Here is a 17,358-nt window from a genome sequence, read left to right on the forward strand (position 1 = left end):
TTGCAATTACTATGGCGGCTCTCTCTTCTCTGGAATCACCTGGATGAGCAAGCCCGGCCAAACGGTCCTGGTCGCATTGCGTCGCATGATCGCCTCTGGCGAGCTGGCGGCGGGCGAGCGACTGATGGAAATTCCCACCGCGCAATTGTTCGGCGTCTCACGGATGCCGGTGCGCATGGCGTTTCGCACCCTGGAGCAGGAAGGGTTGCTGGTGCGTTTTGGCGGGCGCGGTTTCCAGGTGCGTTCGGTCAGTGCCGAGGAAATCGCCGGGGCAGTGGAAGTGCGTGGCGTGCTCGAAGGCCTCGCCGCCCGGCAAACGGCCGAGCGGGGGCTGTCCGACGACGCCCGTCGCACGCTTGAACGGTGCCTGGTACAGGGCGACGAGCTGTTCGACAAAGGCTACGTGACCGAAGAAGACCTGGAGGTCTACCACGACCTCAACATGCGTTTTCATCAAGTCATCGTTGAAGGCAGCCACAACCCGGCCATCGCCGATGCCCTGGCGCGCAATGACCACCTGCCATTCGCGTCAGTGACCGCCCTGGCGGTGGATCGCCAGAACATGGCCGGCGAGTTCCGCCGCTTCAATTACGCCCACATGCAGCATCACTCGGTGTTCGACGCGCTCGTCAGCCGCCAGGGTGCCCGCGCCGAAGCGATCATGCGCGAGCATGCCAACGCGACTTTGCGTTACGCCGAGGTATTCGGCTCGGCGTTGGCGGATGAGCGGATGAAGGTGATCCTTCGCTCAGAATGATGTGCCCATCGTGGTGGTTAGAGATCCAGCACCAACAACGGCGTCCGCGACCTTGAACAGCACGGCGTGAATTGATCATTGAGTGCCTGCTCGGCCTCGGTCAGGAACATGTCACGGTGTTCCGGCACGCCTTCCAGCACGCGGGTCAGGCAAGTACCGCAGACGCCTTGCTCGCACGAGATCGGAACCTCGACGCCATGGCTTTCCAACACCTGCACCACGCTGCGGTCCGCCGGCACCTCGAACACGAGGCCGCTGCGAGCCAGTTTCACCGAGAAGCTGCCATCGGCCGTGGTGTCCGTCGGCGCGGCGGCGAAGTACTCCCGGTGCAGGTTGGGCTCTTGCCAGCCTTGGGCCTTGGCGGTGTCGAGGACGTGCTGCATGAAACCACCGGGACCACACACATAGAGGTGCAGGTCGGCACTGGGCGAGGCCAATACCCGCGCGGCGTCCAATGCCGTGGCGGGCTCTTCGTCGAAGTGCAGGAAAACCCGGTCGGCATAAGGCGACTGCTGCAAGCGCTCAACGAAAGCCGCACGCTGCTTGGACCGCGCGCAGTAATGCAATTCGAACACTGCGCCGCCCTGGGCCAGGTGCTCGGCCATGCACAGGATCGGCGTGATGCCGATGCCTCCAGCAAACAGCAGGCTGCGCCGGGCCTGCGGGGCGAGGGCGAACAGGTTGCGCGGTTCGCTGATCAGCAATCGGGTTCCCGGCTGGATCTGTTCATGCAAACGGCGTGAGCCTCCACGTGACGAGGGATCCTTGAGCACGCCGATGAGGTAGCGATGCCGTTCCTCCGGGTGGTTGCACAGCGAATATTGGCGGATCAGCCCATCGGGCAGATGCACGTCGATGTGAGCGCCGGCAGTGAACGGTGGGAGTGGCTGGCCGTCGACACGCGTCAGCTCATAACTGCAAATGTCGAGGGCTTCATCGTGCCGTGCGGCGACCTGGACTTCGATCATGGCCGTTGCTCCGCGTGTTGCGGTTGCTGGGTCGTGGCGATCAACGCCGCCTGCTGCTCACGCTCCCGGGCGATCCAGCGTTCCAGGACCCGACGCGACTGCACGCCGCCGGCGTCAATGTTGAGCTTGAGCAAGTTGCGTTGCGGATGGTCCAGCAGGTTGCGTTGCTGGCGTTCGAGCATCTCCAGGTCTTCGCTGAAAATCTTGCCCTGGCCTTCGCGAATGCTCGCGGTCAATGCGTCGTCCTGGGGCTGGAAGTGCCGGGCCATGCCCCAGAAATACCAGATGGAGGTCTCGGTTTCCGGCGTGATGAAGTCCACCACAATGCTTGATGCCTTGAACTGTGGCGCGGCGTGATAACCGCCATGGCCCGCGTGGGCCACGCCGACTTCGATCAGTACATGGCTGGGAGGGGTGAAGCGACAGATCTGCCAGCGGTCCACCGGCACATCGTCGGCCAGGTTGTTGCCACGCAGCGCCATGCGCCAGAACGGCGGGGCCATGATGTTTTCCATGTGGCGGGCGGTGACCACTTCATCACCCTCGACTGTGGTCACGGGCGGCGCCTCGTCGATTTCCTTCTGGCCGATGCTCGAGGCATGTACATAGGTCTCGTGGGTCAGGTCCATCAGGTTGTCGATCATCAGGCGATAATCGCAGTGGATATGGAACAGGCCGCCGCCATACGCCCACTCAGCGCTCTGGGCCCACTCCAGATGAGGAATCAGCGACGGGTCCGCCAGCGCCTGTTCACCGGGCCAGACCCAGATAAACCCATGGCGTTCCTCAACGGCAAAGGTCTTGTTGCAAGGAAATCCACGTACCCGCTGGCCGGGCATCTCGACGGTTTTGCCGTCACCTCCCATGACCAATCCATGGTAGCCACACACCAGATTGCCGTTTTCGACATAACCCAGCGAGAGCGGGGCGCCACGGTGGGGGCAAAAATCCTCGACGGCGGCGACTTTGCCTGCATGTCCGCGGTAGAAGACGATTTTCTCGCCACAGATCTGCCGACCCAACGGCTTATCGGCAATCTCATCGGGGGTGCAGGCAACGTACCAGGTGTTTTTGGGGTACATGGGAGGGATCTCCAGGCTGGTTTTATTTTTATCTGTGGATCCATTAACTCTCTTAATCAATTTACTTGTCAACGTTTTTGGTGGTCTTGCGGACGATTGGCTTTATTAATGGATCCATAAATAAGAAATGCATAGGCTTTCGTCATTCGCGCCTGCAAGGCAGGCGCAGTGATCAGGGTCGGCGCAAGCCTGCTCATGCGTCCTCAGGTCAAGGATTTCGAATTTGTTGGCCCAAACTTCGTCGAAGAACAATACTTCGGCACGGCTATCGCCTTCGCGGTGCGCAAGAAGCTCTGCTGGCGAGCCCTTGTCCCATAAATACGGAGTGATTCATGAAAACCAAAGCGGTACTCACGGAACAGGACGTCGCTCAGCTTCTGGTAGCGGCCAAGGAACTGGCGCATCAGCGCCAATGGGCCGTTTCGGTCTGCGTGGTGGACGACGGCGGGCATCCCCTGGGGCTGTTGCGCCTGGACGGCGCCTCGCCATTGTCGAGCTACATCGCCACCGAAAAAGCTCGCACCGCCGCCATGGGCCGGCGTGACAGCAAGGTCTTCGAGGACATGATCAACGGGGGGCGTATCGCCTTCCTGAGCGCTCCGCACCTGCAGGGTATGCTCGAAGGCGGCGTGACGATCCGCCACGACGGCCAGTGCATCGGTGCCATCGGGGTGTCCGGCGTGAAGGCCGAGGAGGATGCGGAACTGGCGCGGTTGGCGGTGGAGACCGTATTGCCGATGATAACCCCAGATGCCTGACGCAAGGAGCTCCAATAAACGCTGCACAAATCTTCCAGACTGATTCGTCTGCAGCGTTTAATCTCCCCAAGCGGATAAGTGAACGAGGCAGCCCATGACAGCGCGCAACTGGATCGATCTCAAGCAGGACGCCACGTCCGGCATCGAGACGGTGCGCGCGCATTTCGAGGGCCACGCGTACGATCCGCACTGGCACGATGCCTACCTGGTGGGCGTGACGGAGCAGGGCGTGCAACAGTTTCACTGCCGTCAACAGCAACACAACAGCACGCCGGGCAAGGTGTTCCTGCTGGAACCCGGGGAATTGCATGACGGCAATGCGCCTCATGAAAACGGTTTTACCTACCGCACACTGTACCTGGAGCCGCATTGGCTGGAGCGCGAGCTGCGTTCCCTCTTCGAAGAAGCGCCGGACAATGCCCAGTTGGGCTTTGCCGCCACCCTCAACGATGACGCACGATTGGCACGGGCCACGGCCACGGCCTTCCAGAGCCTGCATGGGCAAGAGATTCTTATCGTCCGCCAGACTGCCCTCGACACGCTGCTGTCGAACCTGACCCAACACCTGCACTGGCGGGCTCGCATCAATCCCGATCCACGCCTGCCATTGGTTGCGCAGCAAGCCCGCGATTACTTACACAGTCACTTGAGCGATGACATCGGCCTGGACGATTTGGCGCGGGTCGCAGGCGTGGATCGTTTTCGCTTGAGCCGTGCGTTCAAGGCGGCCTTCGGCCTGGCGCCCCATGCGTATCTGATCCAGCTGCGCCTGGCCCGGGCGCGACGCTTGCTCGCCAGCGGTGAAAGCGCCGCGACCGTGGCGGCCATGCTCGGCTTTGCCGATCAGAGTCACCTGGGCCGCTGGTTCCAGCGCGCCTATCGCTTGAGCCCGGCGGATTATCGAAAGCGCTGCTCAATTGTTCCAGACTGAGCCCGGCCGTGTCGGGATGATCAGCTTCACGATCATCTACCGGGAAGTTGCTTCATGGACCAGTTGCTGCCGTTTGCCTTGTTTGCCTTTGTCGCTTCCATCACTCCGGGCCCGACCAACATCCTGGTGCTGAGCCACAGCTCGCGCTACGGCCTGGCGACCACATGGCCGATCATCCTCGGCGCCTGCGCAGCGGCGGCGCTGCTGGTGTTATTGGTGGGCACCGGACTTGGCGATGTGCTGGCACGGCACGCGACGATTCAAACGGTCCTGTCCTGGGCCGGCATCGCCTGGCTGAGCTGGATGGCCTGGCAGATCTTCAGCGCGCCGGCCGAGGCCATCGATCCGGACCGACCGGCGGAAGGTCCACGGCTTGGGCTGGCGGGAGCGGCCGGTTTGCAATTGGTAAACCCGAAGACCTGGATGATGGCGCTGGCGGTGGTCAGCGTATTCGCCGGTGCCGAGGCGGACCGTACCGTGCGGGTGCTCTGGCTGTCCCTGGCGTTCTTCGCGATTTCCATTCCGTGCATGACCGCCTGGGCTTACTTGGGGCGGGGCGCCGCAAGGTTCTGCCGCTCCGCCGTGGCGATGGGGCGCTTCAACCGGATCATGGCGTTGTTGTTGCTGGTGTCGGCGTGGTTGACGTTGGTGGTGTAACCCCTTGCAACGGTTCGACGGTTTCAAAAAGTGATCGTTTTCGAGAGCATCCCACGCACCTGAGCTGAGCGTGCTCAAAATTTCGAACGCTAAATCGACCCCAAGGAAGGAGGTCTGTCATGTCCATTCAAACTACCCATATCGAGTTTATCCAGGCCAGGCTGCCAGCCTGGTTGAAGCGAGCCTCCCGTGCGGAGCAGAAGCGTTTCAAGGTCCTTGTCCAGCAATTGCAGCGCGACAGCGATGCGCTCAATGCGCTGCTGGTCGACCTGCCTGCACCGGAAACCTTCGCCAGTGAACGGCTGCAGGCCGAGCCACAAATACAGGCTTGGCGTCCTATAAACGGCGTCGGCGACAACGCGGATGCGATACGCCGTGCGAGGGTCAGGCGCGGGCCCTACGTTATTGATCCCACGTTGTCGGTGATCAAGGCGGCCATGGGCAATTATCCCCCCGTCGATGCGGTCATCGGCGGTGAGTTCGATACCAAGGGCGAGCTTTTCATTCAGGGACGGCCGCAGGAATTCACCCAATGGGGCGCGCCGTCGGACACTGCGCCTTTACCCATGAGCCCTGCCGAATTCGCGCGGCTGTGTCGCCGAGTGGACGTAGGCGGGGCTTACCGCCAATTGTTGGAAGGGACGCTGCCGCGCATCGGGAGCGAAATTCCCGCTATTGCGAACGCCTACATGGCGTATGCACGCAGCCAGCTGACTCATGATGCCTACGAGGCGAAACTGGACGGGCGCCTTGATGAAACCGGCGCGCGATTGCTGGCTCACGTTGGCATCCAACTTGAAGAGCGGCCCGTCGTCCCCCTGGCCTGCGAGGTCAAGTCCCTGGAGCTGCTGTCGGTGCCGCTGTTTGGCGCGCGGGTGTTTTGGGGCGTGCAAGGGGACGCCAGCGGCGTGCGGCCGATTGTCCTGCACATTCCCAACGATGAAGTGGCGCCCCTCAAGCAGTTTGCCAGCCTGCAAGCCATGTCCGCCGAACTTACTGAGCGGGTACGCAGACGCCGCTATCGCGAGCGCCTGATGGAGTATTTTCCGTTGCGTCTACAGGCCTTGCTCGGAACAGCTCTCCATGATCAGGTGGAGTGGCGGGTGGACGACAACCCTAACGTGATCCAGGAGCTCTACGCCAGGATCACCGGCTGGCGCGACGGGGAGCGGGGCGAGGATGGCAACCGTCACCGCATCCGGATACCGATGCCCAAGGTTGCCTGGGGAATGGGTGATCTTCGTATAGAACCCTGGACTGCTTGCTACAACGAATGGCGCGGCCAAGCCCTGGACAACGCTGCTGCGCTGATGGTCCCGACCCGGTATCTGGACTGGCGGGCGCAGTTGGCTCGCCTTGCCTATTGGGAGAACCTGGTCGAGCAAGCGTTAATGGTCGCCGCCACCATCTTTCCATTCTGTGCGCCCATTGGCATGACGGCAGCGGCGGTAGGCGGCGTGCGCCTCGTGTACGAAATCTTCGAGGGCATCCAGGCCTTCAATCAAGGGCAAGCCCAGGAAGGCATCGAGCATATCTTCAACGTATTGTTCGGAATCGCTCAAGGTGCCTACCTGGGGTTTATCGGCGGCGCCATTGAGCCCATGCAAGTTCACGACGGCAGCACGCGCTTGTGGAATGGCGATGTCACGCCTTTCCAGGCGCGACGATTGCCGCCCGTGGAGGCCCAGCAGGATGCCTGGGGTGTCTGGCGAACAACCGACAAGGCCTGGGTGCGAATCGACGATCGATACTTCGAAGTCCAAGGCACTGGCGATGCTTTGGACCTGAGCTTGCCCGTCGGGCATCGCGGCGTCAGGCCACCGCTGGCATGGAGCCGTGCCCGCGGTTGGCAATGGGCGCATCGTGACCCGATGCAGTGGGGAAACCTGGAGCTGTTGCGGTCCTTCGCCGAGACGCCTGGCGAACTCGATGACGTGACGATTCTTGCGCTGCAGCGTCAGGTCGGAATCAGCGAGGCACATCTGCGCTATCTGCAAGTCGAGGGACAGCCGTTGCCGGCGATATTCGCCGACGCCCTGGATGAGGCACGCAACTGGCAGTGGCTGCGGCATACCATCGAGCGTCTGCGTCGTGATGAGGCGCCGGGTGGCAAGCATTTTCGGATCGTCCAGACACTGGTTGACCTGCCAGGCTGGCCGAAGAAATTGTCGCTGCGCTATCACGACGAAGTGACGCTTTATCCCGTGGGGAATAAGGCCAATACACGTTTTATTCGGCTGAGCAAGGCTGATCTGGAGCACGATGCCTGGGCGTCTTACGTCCTCGCCAACCTGGGCACGGACGAGCAGACCGCGATCCTCGGGCAAAGCAGCTTCGGCTTGCGTCCGGCTGAACGCAGTCGTCTGCTGGCCCAACGCTGGGCCGAGCTACTGGAGCGCAACGCCGCGCGGGTGACCAAGGGCATGCGCCGGCCCACCGTGCTCGATCCTTTGGCCGCGCCGGTGCGCCGAGCCTTTCCGGGCTTACCGGAATCCATCGCCAATGAGCTTGCTCGAGAGACCACCGGCCAGGATCGCCTGCGCTTGCTCGACGGACGAGTGACGCAAGGGCTGGGTCAACGCTGTGCTGAAGCCTTGCGTGAGCTGCGCCTGAGCCGTGCGTTGCATGCCTTGGAACGCGGTGAAAGCAGCGGTGATCGTGATCGCATTGTCATGGGGCTGCTCGGCCGCTCGCCGCAGGCCCAAGGTCGGCTGCATTTGCGCCTATGGTCACGGGAGCTGAGAGGGCCAATCGAAGTGGAAGCAGAAGGCCCCATCAAGGTCATTCGCCAGGAGGACGATAAATACCGCCCGTTTGACGAATATGGTGAAGAGCTGGCTGGCCCCCTGGCGCTGGAGGAGGCCTTGCTGAGAGCCATGCCGGACGACGCGCGCCAGGCCCTGGGCTTGAATATCTGGGAAGCGGACACGCTTCGGGCTCAGCTATTTGCCCAGGCCATGGGTGACCGGCAGGGACTGCGATCCTTTCTGTCGATGAAAGGCATCGGCAATGACGGTGCGCGTCCCCAGTGGCTGAACGGACGCTTGGGTTACCCGCTTAGCGGACGCGGACGGCTTGCGCTACAGGAATGGCGCGGGGGCTTGGATCATCGACTCGAGCAGCTGTATCCCAATCATGCAGGTATTGCCTTGGCGCGGCTTCGGCTGACTTTGGCCGAGCAGGCGCGGCGCGAGGGGATCAGCCTGGAAGACTTGCTCGGCGGGCTGGAGGCCCAGTGGACAGCGCTTGACGAAGGATTGCATCAATGGGCGGTTCATGATGAAGCCCATCATTCTGTTGAAAATCTCTATGACACCGAGGCGCGAGCCCGCCAGCGCAACGCCGTGGCAGAGGAAATTCGCCGTGCCTGGCGGCGCGCAACCGACCCACACCGGGAGGGCGGCGAGATAAGCTTGCAATTGGTGGGGCATGACATCGGCCGGCTTCCTCCCATCAACGCGAATTTCGATCACATTGAAGAGCTGACGCTGGTGGACTTGAGCCTGGACGAAGATCCTTCGGATTTCCTCCGGCTGTTCCCCAACCTCGATACGCTGCGTCTGCACGATAACCACCTCAAGGCGATTCCCGTGGCAGTGGGCGAGCTGCGCGGGTTGATGGAGCTGTCATTGGGCCACAATCCCCTTGCCATCACCGCCGACGTGTTTGCCCCTTTGCTGGGCGCCGATTCGGCGACTCATTTACGCGCCATGAACCTGTCCGGCATCAGCAGTGACGCAGCACCGTCGACCAGCGCCGCGATGATCGCCGCCATCAATCGCCTGGCCGAGCTGCCTTCCCTGCGCGAGGTGGTTTGGAACGACAACCTGCATTTCACCCCTCAGGAATTGGCGGCCCTTACTGCCTTGCCCGGATTGCACTCATTGGATCTGGTGAATTGTGGCCTGCGCCTGGATGAGGCGGGCAGCGCCTTCCTGCGCACGGCCACGTCGTTGAAAGGGTTGCGCTTGAGCGGCAATAACTGCACCTATCTCCCCAACCTGCCGGAACTGACGCAACTTCGGGAATTGGAACTGGCCAATGCCGGACTCGACAAGGTGCCGGTCCTGGCATTGGCCGTGCTTGCCAATCCTTCCGAGCATGCTTTTCTTGACCTCAAGGGTAACCGCATCAACGACATTCAGGACGAGCTACTTCCCGCGCTTGGCGCCCGGCCAAAACCTGACGACCTGGTACTGCTGCTTCATGATAATCCGCTGCCCAGTGCGCAGATCCAAGGGCTTCGGGTATTCAAGCCGGAAGCTTTTCGCTACACGGTCGATGCCTGGCTGGACAGCTTTCCTTCCTTCCAACGTTCTCTGGAGGCGGCTCGCGACGATGCCGGCAACCGGCGTTTCATCGATTGGTTCTCCACCGCGATGACCGAAGCCAATAGCCGCGCCGATATTGGACTTGCCTACAACGACCGGGTGAGGGCCGGCGCGGTGCTCCAGCACTACACGGGCTTTCGCACCGTCTATGCCGAGCTCTCGCCCCGGCTTGCAGACTTCGACCAACAATTGGGGGCTCTGCGCGGTCGCTTGCAAGCACGCATCCTGGACAGGGAGCAGCCGGACATCGCGGAGTTGGAAGTGCACTTCATGATGTTCACTGCGGTCCAGCGTGCCCGGCTTGAACCTCAAAGCGTGCCTTTTGCAGGTTTTCTGAACGAGCATTACGACTATTGGAATCTCATTCTGACAGCCCTGTATCCCGATGCCGTCCAGCGCAATGGGCTGATGACGCAAGAGCGCTTCATCGATTGGCTTTGCGATGCCCAGGACAGCTTCAACAACAACGATCAAGCGTCTCGCGTCGGGGAAATGACCTGGCGCCCCTACCTCGGGCTGATGTCCCTGGACTGGACCGATGGGCTGGCGATCTGGGACACGGTTGAAAACGATCTGGTGGACGCTTTCAGCGAGCCGGTAGACCCGTCCGGGTGGCCACAGGTGCTGCTGGATAACCTGGTGCACCCGGACGCCGATTTGCCGAGTGCCTTGGAACATGTCTCGGTGAATGGGCAGACGGTCTGGCGCAGGTCCAGCCTCGAGCCCATGGCCGATGTGGATTGGGCCGCAGGCCAGCCGGTCAACCTCAACGACGACCAGTTCCGACGGACCATGGCCATCTACCGCTCGGTCAAGAGCCGTGAAGTGGATGCATTGGTTCGTCGCATCACGACCGATCTGGTTGTCCCCTGGTGGCCGGTGCGGGCGCCTAGGTCAACTACCTGAAAAAAACCGCGCCGGCTTGCGTTCGTCCTGTTGGGACGTCGTCAGTCGGCATCAGCGCCAGGCTTGGCCTGGCGTTGACAATTCAACAGCCCCCAAGGAAGGAGGTGAAATCATGTCCACCCTCGAGACTCATGTAGAGTTCATCCAGGCCCGACTGCCTGATTGGTTAACCAAAGCCGAGCGAGCGAGCCAAGAGCGTTTTCAGACGCTCACCCAACAGTTGCAAAGCGACAGCGATGCGCTCGATGTGCTGGTCAAAGAGTGGCCCGACCCTAACGACTACACACTCGATCAGCTCCAGAGCCAGCCCGAGATGCAGGGCTGGGGGCCGGTGATTGGCGCGAGCACCAAGGATGCGGTGCGTCGGGCAAAGGTCAAGCGCGGTCCTTACGAGCCTTCATTGAGCGTAGTCGAAGCGGCCATGGGGAATTTTGCGCCAGACGATGCGGTTGCCGACAGTGACTTCGATAGGAGAGGGCAGCTGTACGTCCAAGGCAAGCCTGACGAGTATTATCGATGGGGACAGCTGTCGGATACGGCCAGCATGCCCATGTCCCCGGCCCAATTCGCCCGGGTCTGCCGGCGGGTGGATGTCGGGGGAACCTACCGTAAGTTGCTGGAAAGCAAGTTGCCGCGCATCGCAGGCCGGGACCCTGAGGCTGCCTCCGTTTATAAGGCCTTTGCCCGTAGTCAGCTTGTGTATGACGCCTACGAGGCGAAGCTGGATGGGCGCCTCGATAAAACCGGCGAACAGTTGCTGGCATCGGTAGGGGTCCAACTGGAGGCAAGGCCGACGGCCGCCTTGGCGTGTGAGGTCAAGTCCTTGGAGTTGCTGTCGGTGCCGCTGTTCGGCGTGCGGGTCTTCTGGGGGGTGAAAGGTGACGCCAAGGGGGTTCGCCCGGTTGTGCTCCACATGCCCAATGACCTCGTTGCACCGATCATGCAGTTTTCGAGCTTGCAGGCAATGTCGGCTGAACTCACCGAGCGGGTGCGCAAACGCAGCTATCGCAAAAGCCTGATGAATTACTTCCCGCTGCGCTTGCAGGCCGAGTTGGATACGGCCTTGCATGAGCAGGTGGAATGGGAATTAAAGGGCAACCTGAATCTTTTCCAGGAAATCAATGCTCGCATAACCCACTGGCGCGAAGGCGAGCGGGGCGAAGACGACCATCATATTCGCATCCCTGCGCCGCGGGTCGCCTGGGGCCTGGGCTATATACGCGAGGAACACTGGAACGGTCGCTACCACGAATGGCGCGTGCACGTCCTGTCCAATGCATCGGCGTTGATGGTTTCGACCCGGGACAAAGACTGGCAGGCGCTCATGGCTCGGCTCGAATACTGGGAACGTATCGCCGAACAGACGCTGATGCTCGCCGCCAGCTTCATTCCGTTCTGCGCCCCAATTGGCATGGCAGCGGCGGCGGTAGGGGGCGTGCGGCTGGTGTACGAAATTTTCGAAGGCATCCAGGCGTTCAACGAAGGGCACGCGCAGGAGGGTATCGATCATATTTTCAATGTGTTGTTCGGCATCGCCCAGGGTGCCTATCTCGGATTCACCGGGGCGGCGATCGAACCCATGCCGGTCAAGGATGGCACTCTGCGCTTGTGGAATGGTGACGTCACGCCTTTCGAAGCGCGACGCTTGCCTGGCATGGAAGCCGAACAGGACGGCTGGGGCGTCTGGCGCACACCAAACGAGGCATGGGTCCGTATAGACGGTCGGTATTTTGAGGTCCAGGGCCAGGGCAACGCCTTGAAATTGCGTCTCCCTCCCAGGCATCGAGGGGTCACCCCGCCGCTGGAGTGGAGCGAGGCTCGTGGCTGGCAATGGGCACACCGCAACCCTCTGCAACGGGATAACCTGCAATTGCTGCGCAACTTTACCGAGACACCGGCTGAATTGGACGACCCTTCCATTTTGGCGGTGCAGCGGCGGGTCGGCATCAGTGAGGCGCATCTGCGCTACTTGCAGGTCGAGGGCCATCCGCTGCCGGCGCTGTTCAGCGATGCGTTGGCTGAAACACGCAATTGGAATCGGCTGCGCCAGGCCATAGGACGCCTGAGCCAGAATCAAGCGCCTGGGGGCGTACATTTTCGCAGTGTGCAAATGCTCCTTGAATTGCCAGGCTGGCCGAAAGGCGTTGCGCTGCGCTACCACGATGGCGTGCGGTTTTATCCCATGGGCGATGCCGCCGCTACACGTGTGATTCTATTGAGCACGTTGGATTTGGCGGACGACGCGTGGGCAGGCCGTATCCTGGCCCGTCTCAGCATGGACGAGCAGACCGCGCTGTTGGGGCAAAACAGCTTCGGCCTGCGCCCGGTCGAACGCAGCCGGCTTTTGGCCGAACGTTGGGCCCGGCAACTGCTGGACAATACTCAGCGAGTGACGGCCGGCATGGCAGACTCTCCAGGGCTCGATCCACTGGCGGCCCCCCTGATACGGGATTTTCCGGGCCTGTCGGTGTCCATGGCCAATGAACTTGCCCGCCAGGCCATCGGCCACGACCGGTTGCGCCTGCTGCAAGGGCGGGTGAGTGAGAGGCTGGGCAGCCGGAGCGTCGAGACACTGCGAGAGTTACGCGTGAGCCGTGCCTTGCGGGCCCTGGAGCGTGGCGAAAGCAGCGCTGATCGAGACCGCATCATTGTCGGTTTGATTGACGGCATGTCTGAACTGAAGGGACATCTGCGTCTGCGGCTGTTTCTGCGCGATGTTTCCAGCCCGCTTGAGGTGGGCGAAACAGGGCCGCTGAAAACCATTCGTCAAGAGGGCGATGAGTACCGTGCTTTTGACGAACAAGGGAACGAGCTGACGGATACGCTGAGCCTGGAGGATGCATTACTCAGGGCAATGCCGGACGATGCGCGTCGGGCACTGGGGGTGAACATCTGGGAAGGCGCCAAATTACGCGCCCGGCTTCTTTCGCAAGCACTGGATGACCGGCAAGGCTTGCGCCGCTTTCTGATGATCCAGGGGCTCGGCATCGGCGGGTCCCGTCCACAATGGCTGAACGGGCAACTGGGGTATCCTCTCAGTGGACGTGGAAGGTTGCCGATGCATGTCTGGCGTAACAGCCTGAACGAGCGTCTTGAGCGGCTATACCCCAATCATGCGGGAGAGGAACTGGCGCGGCTTCAGGACAACCTGACCGATCAGGCCCGGCGCCGGAACATCAGTGTTGAGGTTCTGATCACCCAATTGGAAAGCGAATGGGCGACGTTGGACGAGGTGCTGAGCCAATGGGAAATCTTCCAGGGTTCCCACCATCCCGCTGAAGACAACTATGAACTCGAGGGAAGGCTTTCACTGCGCAGGGACATCACGGGACGGATCCGCCGCGCCTGGTGGCGTGCGCCGGATCCCAATGGCGACAGTAACGAATTCACATTGCGGCTTGCGGGACTGCGAGTCGGCCATTTGCCGCCGATCAATGCACAATTCGAACACATCGAGCGACTGATTCTAACGGACATGGGCCTTAGCGAGGATCCTTCGGATTTCGTGCGGTTGTTTCCCAATATCGAATCGCTCGACTTGCAACATAACAGCCTCACCTCGATACCTTCGGCTGTAGGGACCTTACCTGAATTGCTCGAGCTGTCATTGGGCGGTAACCCGCTCAATGTTGCGCCCGATCTCTTCGCGCCCCTGACCGGAGTTGATGCGGCGCCAAACCTGGAGACCTTGGACCTATCGGGCGTGCGCACCGGCGCGGCCGGCCCGGATCTTGTCAGCGCTATTGATCGTCTGGCCGAGTTACCCTCGTTGCGTGAGCTGATATGGACCGACAATCTGGATTTCACCCCCGAGCAGCTGCAGGCCATCACGCATTTACTCGGGCTGCGAGAATTGGATTTATCGAACTGTGGATTGCGGCTGGATCAACAGAGCAGCGCCTTCCTGCGCACCGCTACAGGACTGGAGGAGCTTATCCTGAACGGCAACAACTGCAGCCAACTGCCCGCATTGCCCGAACTTGCGACGCTGTACGATCTCGAACTTTCCAACACAGGACTGACCCAAGTGCCACCGCTGGCATTGGAGGTACTGTCCCGGCCCTCCGGCGAGGATATCGAGGTCGACCTCAGCAACAACCACATCACGAACATCCAGGATGATCTGCTTCCCGTCCTCGATCGCCTTGAGCAAGGCACCTTCGGGCTTTTGTTTGAGGATAATCCGCTGCCCAGCGCCCAGATCGACGCCCTGCGCAGCCGGGATCCGCGCGCGTTCAGGTACTCGGTCGACGACTGGTTGTATATCAATACGGGGTTGCGTGCGGCCTTGGAAGTCGCCCGCGACGATGCCGGTGGACGGCGGTTCATCGACTGGTTCTGCGGGGCCGTTCGCGATGCCGACGCCCAACCTGGCGGGCTGTCTTTCGAGGACCGCACCAGAGCCGCCGCCATTCTGGAACACTACGTCGGGTATCAGAATGCTCACGATCCTCTTTCAACGCATGTGCCTGATTTCGACCAGCAGTTGGCCCAGCTACGCACTCGGTTGCAAGCGCGCAGCCAGGACCGACAGACGCCCGATCTCACCGAGCTGGAAGTCCATTTCATGATGTTCGAATCGGTTCTGCGCGCTCGTCTGCAACGACAACGCGCACCGTTCGCAAGTTTTCTGGTTGATCATTACGCCTATTGGAACCACACGCTGGCGCAGCGCTATCCCGATCCCGCGCAACGCCAGATGTATTCTACCCGAGAGGCGTTCATCGGCTGGCTCAGCGATGCCCAGGACACCTTCAACAACAATGATCATGCGCCCCGCATAGGTGAAATGACTTGGCGGCCCTACTTGGGATTGATGTCGGACGAATGGCCGCAACACTTGTCAGCCTGGGATACGGTCGAGAGCGACCTCGTAGATGCCTTCAGCGATCCGGTGAATCCTGCCCGCTGGCCGCAGGTACTCTTGGATAACCTGGCGCAGCCTCACACAGATCTACCCAGCGCGTTGGCGCGCGTCGAGGAAAACGGTCAGTGGGTCTGGCGCCGTGCAGGGCTGGAGGCCGTGGCGGATGTGGATTGGACGGCGGGTCGTCCGGTGAGGCTCAACGAGGACCAACTGCGGCGAACCATGGCGATCTACCGATCAGTCAGAAGTTGGGACTTGGAGGCGACGGTGCGCCGGATTACCACGGGCATGGTCGACCGGTGGTGGCCGTTACGACCCAGATAATTCAATCAAGGCCTGGGCAGAGACCCGACCTCCATCGCGAGTCAGCCGATGGCCTGACCCTCTCGATTGAAGACCAGGGCCTTCAGGCCACAGGCCGGGTCAGCGTCCGGAAACTCCGGAGGGTTTTCCAGACGCTGTCCAAAAATCAGGCCCGGTGCTTCACGCATGACGCCGTCGATGAGAAAGTCCGGGCCGGTGGCCGGGTCGTTACTGCAGGCCAATACCGTGCCATGGACGGTCAGCAGTTCGGGCAGGCGGCGCAGCACGCGCTGGTAATCCTTGGTCAACAGGAAGCTGCCTTTCTGGAAGGTGGGTGGATCGATGATCACCAGGTCGTACGGGCCACTGTTGATCACCTTGCCCCAAGACTTGAACAAGTCGTGGCCAAGGAAGCTCACCTGCCCAAGGTCGTGGCCATTGAGCCGATGGTTGTCGCGACCGCGGCTCAGGGCCGCACGGGACATATCCAGGTTGACCACATGCCGAGCCCCGCCGGCAATGGCCGCCACTGAAAAACCGCAGGTGTAGGCGAACAGATTGAGCACGCGCTTGCCCTGGGCGTTGGCCCGCACCCAGTCGCGACCGTAGCGCATATCGAGGAACAGGCCGTTGTTCTGCTTCTTGCCCAAGTCGATTCGGTAGCGCAGGCCGCCTTCGGTCAGGGTCCATTCATCGATCGGTTCGCCTACTAGCCATTGGGTGAGGCTATCGGGCAAGTAGCGGTGCTGGACGGCGAGCGTATGGGCGGCGCTGTGCTGCCAGGCGGGCGAGGTGGGGAGGGCGCACAGCATTGACAGCAAATTCTCCAGCTGCGCCGCCTCGGGTTCCTTGAACAGCGAAACCAGTACCACCCCTTGCAGCCAATCGATCGTAAGCTGCTCCAGCCCCGGCCAGCAGCGACCGCGGCCATGGAACAGGCGCCGGGTTTCTTCGGGCACCGATTCCAGGGCGGTCAGCAGATGGGTATGCAGGGTTTGCAGTGCTTCAGGGTTCATCGGACAACGCCAGCGATTCGAAAGGCCGGCATTTTAACCGTAGGCGGACCGGGCGCAATCCCTGTGGCGAGGGAGCTTGCTCCCGCTCATCAACCCTCGCTGGTCGCCAAAATGCTCGCCACTTGTTGCGGTTGGCAATTCAGATAAGCCGAGCGCTTGAGCCACGCCGGGTCGGGATACCAGGAAAACATGAATTGCCCACCCTTGAGCTTGTCGATCACCTGGCGCGCCACTTGCGGACGCACGGCGGGGCAGCCCAGGCTGCGACCGATGCGGCCCTGGCGAGCGCTCCACAGCGGATTCACGTAATCGGCGGCATGGATGACGATCGCGCGGTCGCGGGCCAAGTCGTTGAAACCCGGTTCAAGGCCATCCATGCGCAGCGAATAGCCATGGGCGCCCTGGTAACTTTCCTGGGTACGGAACAGTCCCAGGCTGGACTGGTAACTGCCCAGGCGGTTGGAGAACTGCGTGGCGAAGTTTTCCCCGGATTTCTGTCCGTGGGCCACCAGGTCGCGCAAGACCAGCTTTTTCTGGCGCAGGTCGAAGATCCATAGGCGCCGCGCCGTCGAAGGTTGCGAATAATCGATCACGGCAAGATGGCGAGCCTGTCGGGCACCGTTCGCGACTGCGCACTGCATCGCACTCAAGGCACTTTTCAGCGCTTGGGGATTGAGTTCCGGCGCCGCGTGGGCGAGGCTGTTGTAAAGCGGTTGGGCGTTGAGCTTTGCGGCCAGCGCCGGGCTGCACATCAGGGCAAGGCCGGTGATGAGCAGGCACAG

10 protein-coding genes are annotated in these 17,358 nt (G+C 61.5%); 6 read left to right on the plus strand and 4 right to left on the minus strand.

Annotated features, from left to right (window positions below; all coding sequences use genetic code 11):
- The first annotated feature begins 43 nt into the window (after positions 1-43).
- On the plus strand, positions 44-757 hold the full coding sequence (locus J3P95_RS12595; RefSeq protein ID WP_434576926.1) for a GntR family transcriptional regulator: 714 nt from the start codon (positions 44-46) through the stop codon (positions 755-757).
- 17 nt (positions 758-774) lie between these two features.
- On the opposite strand, the gene J3P95_RS12600 is transcribed toward J3P95_RS12595, so the two are convergent.
- On the minus strand, positions 775-1,725 hold the full coding sequence (locus tag J3P95_RS12600; RefSeq protein ID WP_434576924.1) for a PDR/VanB family oxidoreductase: 951 nt from the start codon (positions 1,723-1,725) through the stop codon (positions 775-777).
- Entirely contained in the window at positions 1,722-2,807 is a 1,086-nt protein-coding gene (locus J3P95_RS12605) for a Rieske 2Fe-2S domain-containing protein (RefSeq protein WP_434563554.1), read from the minus strand. The genes J3P95_RS12600 and J3P95_RS12605 overlap by 4 nt, the downstream gene beginning before the upstream one ends.
- A gap of 332 nt (positions 2,808-3,139) precedes the next feature.
- Here J3P95_RS12605 and J3P95_RS12610 point away from each other — a divergent pair, with 332 nt between their 5' ends.
- The 5 genes from J3P95_RS12610 to J3P95_RS12630 all read left to right on the plus strand — a co-directional run bounded on the left by J3P95_RS12610 (position 3,140) and on the right by J3P95_RS12630 (position 15,581).
- Positions 3,140-3,565, plus strand: coding sequence for a GlcG/HbpS family heme-binding protein (locus tag J3P95_RS12610; protein ID WP_434563558.1), 426 nt, complete (start codon positions 3,140-3,142; stop codon positions 3,563-3,565).
- A gap of 94 nt (positions 3,566-3,659) precedes the next feature.
- A complete protein-coding gene (locus J3P95_RS12615; RefSeq protein ID WP_434563560.1) occupies positions 3,660-4,496 on the plus strand; it encodes an AraC family transcriptional regulator in 837 nt (278 codons plus the stop codon).
- Positions 4,497-4,550: 54 nt separating this feature from the next.
- Entirely contained in the window at positions 4,551-5,153 is a 603-nt protein-coding gene (locus J3P95_RS12620; protein WP_434576921.1) for a LysE family translocator, read from the plus strand.
- A 119-nt stretch (positions 5,154-5,272) separates the two neighbouring features.
- The gene (locus J3P95_RS12625; protein ID WP_434576919.1) at positions 5,273-10,390 is read left to right on the plus strand and encodes a dermonecrotic toxin domain-containing protein; all 5,118 of its coding nucleotides are present in this window, start codon (positions 5,273-5,275) and stop codon (positions 10,388-10,390) included.
- 112 nt (positions 10,391-10,502) lie between these two features.
- Complete coding sequence (locus J3P95_RS12630; protein WP_434576917.1) at positions 10,503-15,581, plus strand: dermonecrotic toxin domain-containing protein; 5,079 nt, start codon at positions 10,503-10,505, stop codon at positions 15,579-15,581.
- A gap of 41 nt (positions 15,582-15,622) precedes the next feature.
- Here J3P95_RS12630 and J3P95_RS12635 read toward each other — a convergent pair whose 3' ends face one another.
- Positions 15,623-16,576 carry a class I SAM-dependent methyltransferase gene (locus tag J3P95_RS12635; RefSeq protein ID WP_434576915.1) on the minus strand — a complete coding sequence of 318 codons (954 nt, stop codon included), beginning with the start codon at positions 16,574-16,576 and terminating at the stop codon, positions 15,623-15,625.
- Positions 16,577-16,665: 89 nt separating this feature from the next.
- Entirely contained in the window at positions 16,666-17,328 is a 663-nt protein-coding gene (locus J3P95_RS12640) for a murein L,D-transpeptidase catalytic domain family protein (protein ID WP_434581219.1), read from the minus strand.
- Positions 17,329-17,358: the final 30 nt, after the last annotated feature.

The sequence above is a fragment of the Pseudomonas sp. Z5-35 genome (assembly GCF_051131945.1).
Lineage (GTDB): Bacteria > Pseudomonadota > Gammaproteobacteria > Pseudomonadales > Pseudomonadaceae > Aquipseudomonas > Aquipseudomonas marvdashtae.

Excerpts from the sequence above, each read along its gene's own strand:
- J3P95_RS12625 (WP_434576919.1), top strand. The coding sequence starts at position 5,273 with ATGTCCATTCAAACTACCCATATCGAGTTTATCCAGGCCAGGCTGCCA.
- J3P95_RS12610 (WP_434563558.1), top strand. The coding sequence starts at position 3,140 with ATGAAAACCAAAGCGGTACTCACGGAACAGGACGTCGCTCAGCTTCTG.
- J3P95_RS12595 (WP_434576926.1), top strand. The coding sequence starts at position 44 with ATGAGCAAGCCCGGCCAAACGGTCCTGGTCGCATTGCGTCGCATGATC.
- J3P95_RS12620 (WP_434576921.1), top strand. The coding sequence starts at position 4,551 with ATGGACCAGTTGCTGCCGTTTGCCTTGTTTGCCTTTGTCGCTTCCATC.
- J3P95_RS12600 (WP_434576924.1), bottom strand. The coding sequence starts at position 1,725 with ATGATCGAAGTCCAGGTCGCCGCACGGCACGATGAAGCCCTCGACATT.
- J3P95_RS12615 (WP_434563560.1), top strand. The coding sequence starts at position 3,660 with ATGACAGCGCGCAACTGGATCGATCTCAAGCAGGACGCCACGTCCGGC.
- J3P95_RS12605 (WP_434563554.1), bottom strand. The coding sequence starts at position 2,807 with ATGTACCCCAAAAACACCTGGTACGTTGCCTGCACCCCCGATGAGATT.
- J3P95_RS12640 (WP_434581219.1), bottom strand. The coding sequence starts at position 17,328 with ATGTGCAGCCCGGCGCTGGCCGCAAAGCTCAACGCCCAACCGCTTTAC.
- J3P95_RS12630 (WP_434576917.1), top strand. The coding sequence starts at position 10,503 with ATGTCCACCCTCGAGACTCATGTAGAGTTCATCCAGGCCCGACTGCCT.
- J3P95_RS12635 (WP_434576915.1), bottom strand. The coding sequence starts at position 16,576 with ATGAACCCTGAAGCACTGCAAACCCTGCATACCCATCTGCTGACCGCC.